This is a genomic window from Streptomyces sp. NPDC058464 (assembly GCF_042721035.1).
Classification (GTDB): Bacteria; Actinomycetota; Actinomycetes; order Streptomycetales; family Streptomycetaceae; genus Streptomyces.
This window is the reverse complement of the sequence record NZ_JBHXMA010000044.1, coordinates 43,928-55,172: the sequence shown is the minus strand read 5'-3', so window position 1 is coordinate 55,172 and position 11,245 is coordinate 43,928. Positions and strand designations below refer to the sequence as shown.

The following is an 11,245-nucleotide window of genomic DNA, read 5'->3' as shown; positions in this document are numbered from 1 at the left end:
GTCAGTGGTCTCCCAACGCGGCGAGCCGGGCGGCCAGTTGGCTCGCCATCGGGTGGTGCAGGGCCTCGACGACCCGGCCGTCGGCCATCACCAGCGCGGTGTGCGCACGGGCCGCGGCGGCCGGGTCGTGGGTGACCATCACCACCGTCTGGCCGAGGTCGTCGACGAGGGTCCGGAGCAGGTCGAGGACCTGGTGGGCGCTGCGCAGGTCGAGCGCGCCGGTCGGCTCGTCGGCGAAGACCACCGCCGGGCGGGCGGCCAACGCCCTTACCAGGGCCGCACGTTGCTGCTGGCCGCCGGAGAGCTCGGCGGGGCGGTGGTGGAGCCGGTCGGCCAGACCCACGCGTTCGACCAGGGTGCGGATCCAGTCCCGGTCGGGTCGGCGGCCGGCCAGCCGCAGCGGCAGCGTGATGTTGTCCTCGACGGAGAGGGACGGGATCAGGTTGTAGGCCTGGAAGACGAAACCGACGCGCTCCCGGCGCAGTTCGGTGCGCCTGGTCTCGTTCAGCCCGGCGATCTCGCGGCCGTCGATGCGGACGCTGCCCGACGTGGGTGCGTCCAGGCCCGCCGCGCAGTGCATCAGCGTGCTCTTGCCGGAGCCCGAGGGGCCCATCACGGCGAGGAAGGTGCCGTGTTCCACGGTGAGTGACACGTCGTCCAGGGCCCGCACCCCGCCCGGGTATGTCTTGCCGACGCCCGCGAGCGCGATGGCCGGGGCCCGGCGGGCGGTGTCCGTCACGGTGGTGCTCATCGGCGGCCTCGCAGCCGGCGCACGGTCAGGGTGCCGGCGCTGAGCAGGGTCACCACTCCGCAGGCCACGTTGATCCAGGGGGCGGTGCCGCCGTAGGAGGTCGCCATGTCGGCGGCCGCGCTGAGGACGAGCAGGGACCAGAGCAGGGTGCGGGTGAGGTCCACGCCGCCGGTTCCGGCGCGGTCGTCACGGTGGTCGACGGGCGGTGTGCCGGTGAGGCGGTACGGGTCGGGGTGGGCCACGGGGGGAACCTCCTGCTGGGGGCCGACGTCCTGCGGTACGGGCCCCGACGCTACGGACCGTGACCCCCCTCGGCCGATCCCGTGGACCGCCGGATCGGAGGTACAGCAGGCTGTACCTTCCGGGGATCCCGGACCCGCCGAACTGCCGTACGCCCTAGGGTCGTCGACGTCGAGAGGAGGCCTGACGATGGCTGTCACCGGCACCGGCACCGGCACCGGCCCGTCGCCCGTTACCCGCCCGTCGCCCGGCACCGGCCCGTCGCCCGGCGGCACGGCGGCGGACGGCGTCGAGGGGATGGACGGCGTCGAGGAGATGGACGACGGCGAGGGGACGAACGGCGGCGAGGGGATGGACGGCGTCGAGGAGATGGACGACGGCGAGGGGACGAACGGCGGCGAGGGGGTGGACGGCGTCGAGGGGGTGAAGGCCCTCGCCGGGCGGACGGTACGCGCCGCCGGCGGCGCGCTCGCGGAGCTCGTCGGCGGGCTCGGTACGGCCGCGACGGCCCTGCTCCTGCTCCTGCTGCTCGCGGTCGCCGCGGTGACCGCGCCGCTGGGCGTCGGGCTGCTCCTGGCGCCCCCGCTGCTGCGCGCCCTGCACGCCCTGGCCGGCCGGGAACGCGAGCGGCTCGGCCGGCGCGGCCCCGAGGTCCTCGCCCCGGAGCCGGCCCCGCCGACCCGGCTGCGCACCGCCCTGGGCGACCCCGCCACCGGGCGGGAGCTGCGCTGGCTGGCCCGGCACGGCACGGCCGGGCTGCTGCTGGGCCTGGCCGGGTTCCTGCTGCCGCTGTCCGCCGTCCGGGACACGGCGTTCCCGCTGTACTGGCAGTTCGTGCCGAAGGACACCACCGCCACCTCCGTCGGCTTCGGCGTCGCGCACTCCTGGCCGGAGGCCTTCGCCGTCTGCGCGTTCGGGATCGGCTCGCTCGCCGTCATCCTGGGGCTGACCCCCGGCATGGCCCGGCTCCAGGCGGGCCCCGGGCGGCGGCTGCTGGCCGCCGGACCCGACCAGGACCTCTCCCTGCGGGTCGCGGAACTCACCGCCACCCGGGCCGCCGCGCTCGACGCCCACGCCACCGAACTCCGGCGCATCGAGCGGGCGTTGCACGACGGCACGCAGAACCGGCTGGTCTCCGTCACCGTGCTGCTCGGCGCCGCCCGCCGGCAGGTGGCGCGCGATCCGTCCCGCGCCGAGGAGATCCTGGAGCGCGCCCAGTCCGCCGCCGAACAGGCGCTGGCCGAGCTGCGCACGGTCTCGCGGAGCATCCTGCCGCCGGTCCTGGACGACCGGGGGCTCGCGGGTGCGCTGTCCGGCCTCGCCGCCGACTGCCCGGTGCCCTGCCGCATCGACGTGGACGCGCCCGAGCGCTGTGCCGCCTCCGCCGAGGCGACCGCCTACTTCGTCGTCGCCGAGGCCCTGACCAACGTCGCCAGGCACAGCGGCGCCCGCTCCGTCACCGTGACCGTCCGGGCCCGGGACGGGCGGCTGCGGCTCACCGTCGCCGACGACGGCCGGGGCGGCGCCGAGGAGGCCGGCGGCTCCGGACTCACCGGCATCCGCCGCCGCGTCGCGGCCCACGACGGCACCCTCCGCCTGGCCAGCCCGCCCGGCGGCCCGACAACCCTGGAAGTGGACCTGCCCAGTGGATCGTGAAGCACCAGCACATGACGGTGCCCGCCCGGCACATGACGGTGCCCGCCCAGCACATGGCGGTGTACGTCCGGCGCACGACGCCGTACGTCCGGCGCACGACGCTGCACGCCCGTCCCTGCGGATCGTCATCGCCGAGGACGACCCCCTGCTCCGTGAGGGGCTCGCCCTGCTGCTGCGGGCCGAGGGGATGGACGTGGCCGCGACCGCCGGCACCCCGGACGAGGCGCTGGACGCCGTCGAGGCGTGTGCGCCGGACGTCGCCGTCCTCGACGTCCGGATGCCGCCCACCCACACCGACGAGGGCATCCGCGCGGCCGTCGAGGCCCGGCGCCGCCACCCCGGACTCGCCGTCCTCGTGCTGTCCGCGTACGTCGAGCAGAGCTTCGCGACCCAGCTGCTCACCGGCGGGGTCGGCGGGCTCGGCTATCTGCTCAAGGAACGGGTGGGCCGGGTCGAGGAGTTCCTGGACGCCCTGCACCGGGTGGCGGCCGGCGGCACCGCGATCGACCCCGAGGTCGTCGCCCAGCTCTTCGCCCGGTCCCGTCAGGACACCCGCCTGGAGCGGCTGAGCCCGCGCGAGCGCGACGTACTGGCGCTGATGGCGGAGGGCCTCGGCAACTCCGCGATCGCCGAACGGCTCGTCGTCACCGACGGCGCCGTGCACAAGCACATCCGGTCCATCTTCGCGAAGCTCGACCTGTCCCCGGCCGACCGGGTGGACCGCCGGGTGGCGGCGGTCCTGCACTACCTGGAGGACGCCCGGGTCAGATCCCGTTGATCCCGGGTCAGACGCGGACGCCGAACATGAACGGGCCGCCGATGGTGCTCATCGACTCGTAGCGGACGACCGTGCCGGTGCGCGGGGCGTGCAGGATCTGCCCGTTGCCCGCGTACAGGCCCACGTGGTGCAGGTCGTTGAAGAAGAAGACCAGGTCGCCGACCTGGAGGTCGGAGGTCGAGTAGATCTTGGTGCCGATGGTCGCCTGCGACTCGGAGGTGCGCGGGATGGAGACACCGGCCTGCGCGTAGGCCCAGGAGGTCAGGCCCGAGCAGTCGAAGGAGGAGGGGCCGGTGGCGCCGTAGACGTACGGGGTGCCCAGCTTGGTCTTGGCGGCGGCGAAGGCGGCGGCGGCCCGGCCGGTGGCGGAGGTGTCGTTGCCGAGGTCCACCCGCTCGCTGGAGGAGCGGCTCGCGCGCTCCTGCTCGGCGGTGAGGGCGGCCTTCTCGGCGGCGGTGAGGCTGTTCAGCAGCTTCTGCGCCTCGGCCAGTTTGGCCTGGACTTCCTTCTTCTTCTTGGCGAGTTCGGTGCGGGTGGCGGCCAGGTCCTTGAGCTTGCCGGTCGCCTCCGCCCGCTCCTGCGCCAGCTCGCGCTGCTTGGCCTGGATCTTCTTCAGCGTCTCGACCTGCTGGCTGCTCAGCTGGTCGAGGGTGGACGCCTTGTCCAGGTAGCTGTCCGGGTCGGAGGAGAGGAACAGCTGGAGGGAGGGGTCGAGGCCGCCGCTGCGGTACTGGGCGGTGGCCATGGAGCCGATGCCGTCCCGGAGTTCGTTCAGCTCGTCCTGCCCGCGGGCGACCGAGTCCTGGAGCGCGGATATCTGCTTCTGCAGCTTCTCCTGCTTCTCCTTGGCCCCGTTGAACTTCTCGGTGGCCTGCTCGGCCTCCTCGTACAGCTTGTCGACGCGGGACTTGACCTCGTTCTTGCTCGGCTTCTCGCTGGGCGCGGCGTTGGCCGCCTGCGCGCTCAGGGCCACGGCCGCCGCGGCGGCGGAGGTGAGCACGGTGACGCGGGCACGGCCCGGCTGCTTGGCACGACGGTGGGACGCCACGGAGGCGAGCTCCTTCCGAGCAGAGGTTCGGGCAACAGACCCTAATGACTCTCTTATGGTCAGTTCAAATCTTCGCATGAAAAATCTTGGCCGGAAGTGACTGAACAGGAACGTCTCTTGACGACACATCGAACGAAAAGGTCTGTTGATTGTAAAGAACCTTGACAGTTAATTGGTCTAGTCCAAATATGGGCGTCCATGAGACGCACTCGTGCCCTGCACGCCCTGCCCGCAACCGCCCTGTCCGCCGCGCTCGTTGCCCTCGGGGCCGGCGCCGCACACGCGGCCCCCGCCGCCGTCCCGCACGCGGCCCAGCACGCCGCGAAGCCCATGCCCGCCCACGTCGCGGCCCCCTACTTCGAGGCCTGGACCGGCGAGAGCCCCGCCGCGCTCGCCGCCGAGTCCGGCAACAAGTACCTCACCCTGGCCTTCCTCCAGACCCCGAACGCGGGCTCCTGCACCGCCGACTGGAACGGCGACGCCACCCAGCCCATCGGCCAGGCGACCTTCGGCGCCGACATCGCCGCCCTCCAGGCCCGCGGCGGCAACGCCATCCCCTCCTTCGGCGGCTACAGCGCCGACACCACCGGCACCGAACTCGCCGACAGCTGCACCGACGTGGACGCCATCGCCGGCGTCTACGAGAAGCTCGTCACGACCTACGGCATCAGCCGCATCGACCTCGACATCGAGGCGGACTCCCTCGCGAACGCGGCCGGAATCGACCGCCGCAACAAGGCGGTCGCCAAGGCCGAGCGCTGGGCCGAACGCACCGGCCGCCCGCTCCAGTTCTCCTACACCCTGCCGACGACCACCAAGGGCCTGGAGGCCAACGGACTGGCCGTCCTCCAGAACGCCGTCGACAACCACGCGCGCGTGGACGTCGTCAACATCATGACCTTCGACTACTACGACGGCGCCGCCCACGACATGGCCGCCGACACGAAGACCGCGGCCGACGGCCTGCACGCCCAACTCCACGCCCTCTACCCGCACAAGAGCGCCAAGGACCTGTGGGGCAAGGTCGGCGTCACCGAGATGCCCGGCATCGACGACTTCGGTCCCGCGGAGACCTTCACCACCCAGAACGCCGCGACGGTCGAGCGCTGGGCCGCCGCCCAGGGCATCGACACCCTCTCCTTCTGGGCCCTCCAGCGCGACAACGGCGGCTGCGTCGGCACCGCCGGCGCCAACGCCTGCTCCGGAATCGCCCAGGACCAGTGGTACTTCAGCCACACCTTCGCACCGTTCGGCGGCCGGCGGTCCTAGCCCGTCACCGGGTCAGGGTGCCCCCGTGGAACGGATCCTGGTGGTGGGTGTCACCGGCGCGGGCAAGTCCACGCTCGCCCGGGCCCTGAGCGGCCGACTGGGCCTGCGGTACCACGAGATGGACGCGCTGTACTTCGACGGTCCCGGCTGGGCGGTCAACAGCAGGCTGACCGAGGACGTGTCCAGGCGCGTGGTCATGCCCCGCGTGCTGCGCCGGTCCCTGCGGCGCACCGTCACGTGCGAGTCCCTCTTCGGCGGCAACAGGGAGACCTGGACGGGCCGGCTGAGCCGGGAGCACCCGGCCTGGTGGGCCTGGTCGCAGCACGGGACCCGCCGACGCGAGGTCGGGAGCCGTACCCGGGACCCGCGCTTCGCCCCGCTCGACACCCGCCGCTTCGGCCATCCGGACGACACGGCGGCCTGGCTGGCAGCCCTCTGACCCGGCGGGCCGGGGCCGTCCACACCCTGTGGACGGCCCCGGCCGCACCGCACCGCACCGGCGGTGCCCGCCGTCAGGGCGAGACGACCGTCCCGCCGAAGGTGACGTTCAGCTTGCCGGAGGAGGCGAAGGACCAGCCGAGGGCGCCCGCGTAGGAGGCGCACCGGGAGCCGTTGGTGCCCGTCCAGAACTGGTTGGAGCTGTCGGCGTCACCGACCGTCTTGTCGTTGGAGCCGCTGACGGCGAACCGGCACGAGGTGTCGGTCCGGAACACCGAAGTTCCCTTGTCGAAGGAGAAGTTGCGTTCCGCGTTGTCGATGCCGACGTTGTTCGAGACGGTCATCGTGCCGGGGTTGCTGTTGTAGGTGAACCCGTGGTGGCCGTTGCCGTAGGCGATGTCGTGCCGCACCACGTGGTTGACGGCGATGTCGTCGCCGCCGAGCTTGTAGCCGTTGCGGTCGCCGTCCCCGCTCTGACTGCCGTCGCTCAGCGTGCCGTTGCCGTAGGAGAGCGAGTACTCGATGGTGACCGGCCCGATGGCTCCCGTGTCGGTCTTGGTGTAGAGGTCCCAGCCGTCGTCGATGTTGTGGTGCGAGACGTCGTACCGGAAGACGTTCCCGGTCCCGGTGGTCAGTTTGGACGCGAACCCGTCCGCGTCCTCGCCGTCGCTGTCGGCGTTGTCGTGGGACTCGGAGCTGACGACGAGGTTGTTCGCCGGCCACTGACTGCTGGGCGTGCTGGAGGAGATCCGGCCGAGCTGGAGCCCCGTGTCGCGGTTGTACGCGGTCACGGCTCGCTCGATGACGTTGTTGCTGCCGCCGACGTAGATGCCGTTGTCGCCGGCGTGCTCGACCGTGAGCCCGTACAGATGCCAGTAGTTGGCATACAGCTGGAGGCCGCGGTTCGACGAACTCTCGCTCTGCGCCGAGAAGTCGAGGACCGGGGTCTCGCCCGGGTAGGCGGAGAGGGTGGTGAGCGCGCCCGAGGTGCCGTTGGCGCCGGCCGGGACGGTCACGGTGGCGGAGTAGGCGTACGTCCCGCCGCGCAGGTAGATCGTGCCGCCGGCGGCGATACGGCTGATCGCCGAGGTGAGCGTGGTCGGCGCGGCCTGGGTGCCGGCCGCGCCGTCGGTGCCGCTCGGCGACACGTACAGCACGGTGGACGCGGCCTGCACGGGGCTGCCGGAGAGTGCGACGAGCGTGCCGGCGAGCAGGCCGACGGCCGCGATGACTGGTCTGACGTGCATCGTTCATCTCCGTTCGTCTCCATCGAGGACCTTGCGGAAAGCGCTTTCTCTGCGAAGCTAGGAGGGTGTTGTGGGCGCGTCAAGGGTCATGCATGTAATTGTGGTTCACGAGTGTGATCTCGAAGGTGGGTAGTGGCCGGTGCTCGCGAACTATTTCGATGGCTATCGGAATAGTCGGCGGTGACCCGCCGGTTCTCCGGGGTATGGACGAGATCCCTCGCAAGATCGACCTGGGCGCCGTCGGTGTGTGGCGCCACGGCAAGACGGAGCCCGGCCTCGCCGCCGAGCTGGAACGCCTCGGCTACGGCACGCTGTGGCTCGGCGGTGTGAACGACCCGGACCTCACCGAGGCCGAGCAGCTGCTCGACGCCACGGAGAACCTGGTGGTCGCCACCGGCATCGTGAACATCTGGTCCCACCCGGCCGACCGGGTCGCCCGCTCCTACCGGCGCATCGCCGAACGCCACCCGGACCGCTTCTTCCTGGGCATCGGCGCGGGCCACCCGGAGGCCACGAAGGAGTTCGTACGGCCCTACGAGGCCCTCAACGACTACCTCGACGTCCTCGACGCCGGAGGTGTCCCGGTCGCCCGCCGGGCACTGGCCGCCCTCGGCCCCCGCGTCCTGCGCCTGGCCCGCGACCGCACGGCGGCCGCGCACCCCTACCTCGTCACCGCCGAGCACACCCGCGGGGCCCGCGACGTCCTCGGCACCGGCCCCCTCCTCGCCCCCGAACAGAAGGTCGTCCTGGAGACGGACCCCGCCAAGGCCCGCGCGATCGGCGACGCCACGCTCGGCTTCTACCTCGGCCTGACCAACTACGTCGGCAACCTGCGCCGGCTCGGCTTCGACGACGCCGACTTCGCGGACGGCGGCAGCGACCGCCTCTTCGACGCGCTGATCGTGCACGGCGACACGGCCCGGGTGGCGAAGGGCGTCCGGGCCCATCTGGACGCGGGCGCCGACCATGTGGCGCTCCAGGTACTGCACCCCGACGGCACCGACCCGCTGCCCGCCTACCGGGCGCTGGCCGGGGCGTTGGGACTGGGGGGCTCAGAGGCTCGCGAGTAGGGCGTCGAGCGGTGCGGGTACGCGGTCGGGGTCCAGGGCCTCGACCAGTACCCGGCCGTAATGGATCTTCCGGCCCGATGTCGTACCGAGGAAGCGGCGCAACTGCTGCTGCGCGCCGCGACCCTGCTGGGCGGGCTGGTTCAGGAAGGTGCGCAGGGCACGGTGGTCGCCCTCGGCGTGGGCGAGCTCGGCGACCCGGGGCGGGCCGAGGGCGCGGATCAGCTCGTCCTCCAGGTCGGCCGCGCAGACGAAGAAGCCGTGCTCCGCGGCGCCGGCCCGCGCCAGGCCGCGGGTGTAGTAGGGGCGTTCGCGTTCGTCGCAGAGCCCGGTCAGGCGCAGGCCGAGGCCGGTCGGCCCGAGGAGGCGGGCGAAGCGGCCGACGTTCATCGCCCCGCCCATCGACAGCACGCAGACCCCTTCGGCCGCCAGGTCCCGGCCGCGCAGGGCGGCCAGCGCGTCGACGGCCGCGAGGTCGCTGGGGCCTTCGAGCAGTACGGCGACCCGCACACCGAGCCGGTCGGCGAGTTCCCGCGCGGGCTCCTCGGGCCCACCGCCGGCCAAGGCGCGGACGGCCTCCCGGAAGGCCGCCATGTCGGGTGGGCGGGGGGTGACCGCGATGCTCGCGGGGCGGGCTGCGCCCGTGGTGGGGGCCGTGTCTGCAGTGGGTGCCGCGTCTGCAGTGGGTGCAGTGGGTGCAGTGGGTGCAGTGGGTGCCGCGTCTGCTGCGTCGGTCGCGGGGGCTGCTGTGTCGGCCGAGTCTGCTGCGTCGGCCGGGTTTGCCGCATCGGCCGGATCTGCCGTTTTGGGCGGGCCTGCCGTGTCTGCCGCGCCTGCTGCGCCTGCTGTGTTCATCCCGGCCTCTGTGTGCGCCCTGTCTTCCGCGTGCGCCGGGTCCGGTGTGTCCGGCGTGTCCGTCATGGGGACGAGTCTCCGCCCGGGTCCGGCGGCGGTGCCACGGAATATCCGTGCCACCGCCGCATGTCCGTGGCGCCACCGCATGTCCGTGCCACCGCCGCATGTCCGTGGCGCCACCGCATGTCCGTGGCACCGCCGCGCTCGGGACCGGCCCGGTGGCTCAGGCGATGCGGGCCCCGGTGCCGCCGACACGGATGCGCGGGTCGCCCGCGCGCAGGGTCACCGTGAGTTCGCCGGGGCGCCCCAGGTCCTCGCCCTGGTGCAGGGTGAGGACGACGTCCTCGGGGACCAGGCCGAGCTCACGGGCGTACGCGCCGAACGCGGCGGCCGCGGCGCCGGTCGCCGGGTCCTCGACGACCCCGCCGACGGGGAACGGGTCCCGTACGTGGAAGACGGTCGCCGACTCCCGCCACACCAGCTGGACCGTGGTCAGGTCCAGACGGTGCATCAGCGCCTCGAGGCGCGCGAAGTCGTACGCGAGGTCCGCGAGGCGGGCGCGGCTCGCCGCCGCGAGCACGAGATGGCGGGCGCCGGCGAACGCGATGCGGGGCGGGAAGGCCGGGTCGAGATCGGCGGCCGGCCAGTCGAGCGCGGCGAGCGCCTCCGCGAGGTCGGCGTCGGGGATCTCCTCGGTGTGCGGCTCGACGCTGGTGAGCGTGGCCCGGACCGCCCCGCCCTCCTCGGTCACCGTCACCGGCACCGTGCCCGCGCGGGTGGCGAACACCAGCTCCCCGGGGCCGGTCCGCTCGGCGAGCGCGACGGCGGTCGCAATGGTGGCGTGTCCGCAGAACGGCACCTCGGCCTTGGGGCTGAAGTAGCGGACGGTGTAAGCCCGTCCGTCCTGGCCGCCGAGGTCGGCCGGGGGCGCGGTCAGGAACGCCGACTCCGAGTAGCCGAGTTCGGCGGCGATGGCGAGCATGTCCCCGTCGTCCAGACCGGTGGCGTCCAGTACGACACCGGCGGGGTTGCCGCCCTCGGGGGAGCTGGAGAAGGCGGTGTAGCGCAGGATCTCGGGCCGTGGCGCGTTCGTCGTCATGGTCGCGGCAACGTGGCGCGGACCGGCGGCTATTCCTGCCCGGGGCCGGGCTCCCGGTGCTGGGTGGCGGTGATGCCGGCGAGGACGAGATCGACGCCGGCGAGGAACTGCTCGCGGTCGTCGTGCTCGCGCATCTGGTCGGAGACGGCCCGGGTGAACGGGTACTCGTCGGGGTCGAGTTCCTCCCACGCCTTGGACACGGTGTCGAGGAAACGGGCGCGGTCCACGCCGGGCGCGAAGTCGCGGGCGCTCGCGCTGTTCACGGCGTTCTGGCCGGCGGCGCCGAGGATGTAGTGCACCAGGGCGGAGGTCACCGTGAACCACTCGCTCTCGGGCACGTCGAGGGCACGGACCTGCTGGCCGATGCTCTCGAAGATCCGCGGCGTCACCGTCCCCCAGGGGCTGCGGGTGAGCTGTACGGCGAGCTGCGTCGCGAGCCACGGATGCCGCTCGATCGCGTCGAACAGCCCGAGCGCGACGCCCCGGATCCCGTCCTGCGGCGAGGTCTCGGGCGCGGGCTCGGGCTTCTCCGGCGGCGACTGCGGGGCTCCGGCTGTGGTGTGCCCGACGGCCACGGCGGCGGTGACGACCGCGTCCGTGGCGGCGGAGAGCAGCTCGCCCTTGTTCGCCACGTGCCAGTAGATCGCCCCGGGCCCGGTGGCGAGGCGCTCGGTGAGTGCCCGGAACGTCAGCCCGCTCTCGCCGGCCGTGTCGAGCAGCTCGACGGCGGCCTCGACGATGCGCTCCCGGGAGAGCGCCTCTGTGCGCCGCTGCGACCGGCGTGTCCGCGTTGCCAT

At 73.0% G+C, this 11,245-nt stretch carries 10 protein-coding genes and 2 pseudogenes; 5 read left to right on the top strand and 7 right to left on the bottom strand.

From position 1 onward, the window contains the following. Position 1: 1 nt before the first annotated feature. The gene (locus ACFWPQ_RS41335) at positions 2-751 is read right to left on the bottom strand and encodes an ABC transporter ATP-binding protein (RefSeq protein ID WP_384047062.1); all 750 of its coding nucleotides are present in this window, start codon (positions 749-751) and stop codon (positions 2-4) included. Beyond that, positions 748-993, bottom strand: a complete 246-nt coding sequence (locus ACFWPQ_RS41330) for a hypothetical protein (protein WP_384047059.1) — start codon at positions 991-993, stop codon at positions 748-750. The genes ACFWPQ_RS41335 and ACFWPQ_RS41330 overlap by 4 nt, the downstream gene beginning before the upstream one ends. A gap of 367 nt (positions 994-1,360) precedes the next feature. Between ACFWPQ_RS41330 and ACFWPQ_RS41325 the strand changes: the two genes are divergently transcribed. Continuing rightward, a complete protein-coding gene (locus ACFWPQ_RS41325; RefSeq protein ID WP_384047148.1) occupies positions 1,361-2,647 on the top strand; it encodes a sensor domain-containing protein in 1,287 nt (428 codons plus the stop codon). A 115-nt stretch (positions 2,648-2,762) separates the two neighbouring features. Next, on the top strand, positions 2,763-3,425 hold the full coding sequence (locus ACFWPQ_RS41320) for a response regulator transcription factor (RefSeq protein WP_361297492.1): 663 nt from the start codon (positions 2,763-2,765) through the stop codon (positions 3,423-3,425). A gap of 7 nt (positions 3,426-3,432) precedes the next feature. Here the strand turns inward: ACFWPQ_RS41320 and ACFWPQ_RS41315 are convergent, their stop codons facing one another. Beyond that, complete coding sequence (locus tag ACFWPQ_RS41315; RefSeq protein ID WP_384047056.1) at positions 3,433-4,473, bottom strand: NlpC/P60 family protein; 1,041 nt, start codon at positions 4,471-4,473, stop codon at positions 3,433-3,435. Positions 4,474-4,671: 198 nt separating this feature from the next. Here ACFWPQ_RS41315 and ACFWPQ_RS41310 point away from each other — a divergent pair. Further along, a pseudogene (locus ACFWPQ_RS41310) lies at positions 4,672-5,730 on the top strand (chitinase); the annotation flags it as partial. Between the two features lie 37 nt (positions 5,731-5,767). After that, positions 5,768-6,181: an adenylate kinase gene (locus tag ACFWPQ_RS41305; RefSeq protein WP_384047145.1), complete on the top strand. Its 414-nt coding sequence runs from the start codon at positions 5,768-5,770 to the stop codon at positions 6,179-6,181. A gap of 73 nt (positions 6,182-6,254) precedes the next feature. Here ACFWPQ_RS41305 and ACFWPQ_RS41300 read toward each other — a convergent pair. Further along, positions 6,255-7,343, bottom strand: a pseudogene (locus ACFWPQ_RS41300) (right-handed parallel beta-helix repeat-containing protein); the annotation flags it as partial. Positions 7,344-7,630: 287 nt separating this feature from the next. On the opposite strand from ACFWPQ_RS41300, the gene ACFWPQ_RS41295 reads away from it, so the two are divergent. Beyond that, the gene (locus ACFWPQ_RS41295; RefSeq protein ID WP_384047053.1) at positions 7,631-8,497 is read left to right on the top strand and encodes an LLM class F420-dependent oxidoreductase; all 867 of its coding nucleotides are present in this window, start codon (positions 7,631-7,633) and stop codon (positions 8,495-8,497) included. Here ACFWPQ_RS41295 and ACFWPQ_RS41290 read toward each other — a convergent pair. The 3 genes from ACFWPQ_RS41290 to ACFWPQ_RS41280 all read right to left on the bottom strand — a co-directional run bounded on the left by ACFWPQ_RS41290 (position 8,480) and on the right by ACFWPQ_RS41280 (position 11,245). Next, a complete protein-coding gene (locus tag ACFWPQ_RS41290) occupies positions 8,480-9,088 on the bottom strand; it encodes a TOPRIM nucleotidyl transferase/hydrolase domain-containing protein (protein WP_384047050.1) in 609 nt (202 codons plus the stop codon). The genes ACFWPQ_RS41295 and ACFWPQ_RS41290 overlap by 18 nt on opposite strands. 484 nt (positions 9,089-9,572) lie before the next feature. After that, entirely contained in the window at positions 9,573-10,448 is an 876-nt protein-coding gene (locus ACFWPQ_RS41285) for a PhzF family phenazine biosynthesis protein (RefSeq protein ID WP_384047047.1), read from the bottom strand. 29 nt (positions 10,449-10,477) lie between these two features. Continuing rightward, positions 10,478-11,245 carry a TetR/AcrR family transcriptional regulator gene (locus tag ACFWPQ_RS41280; protein WP_384047044.1) on the bottom strand — a complete coding sequence of 256 codons (768 nt, stop codon included), beginning with the start codon at positions 11,243-11,245 and terminating at the stop codon, positions 10,478-10,480.

Coding starts and splice junctions, on each gene's coding strand:
- ACFWPQ_RS41290 (WP_384047050.1), bottom strand. CDS start 9,088: ATGGCGGCCTTCCGGGAGGCCGTCCGCGCCTTGGCCGGCGGTGGGCCC.
- ACFWPQ_RS41280 (WP_384047044.1), bottom strand. CDS start 11,245: ATGGCAACGCGGACACGCCGGTCGCAGCGGCGCACAGAGGCGCTCTCC.
- ACFWPQ_RS41295 (WP_384047053.1), top strand. CDS start 7,631: ATGGACGAGATCCCTCGCAAGATCGACCTGGGCGCCGTCGGTGTGTGG.
- ACFWPQ_RS41285 (WP_384047047.1), bottom strand. CDS start 10,448: ATGACGACGAACGCGCCACGGCCCGAGATCCTGCGCTACACCGCCTTC.
- ACFWPQ_RS41335 (WP_384047062.1), bottom strand. CDS start 751: ATGAGCACCACCGTGACGGACACCGCCCGCCGGGCCCCGGCCATCGCG.
- ACFWPQ_RS41325 (WP_384047148.1), top strand. CDS start 1,361: ATGGACGACGGCGAGGGGACGAACGGCGGCGAGGGGGTGGACGGCGTC.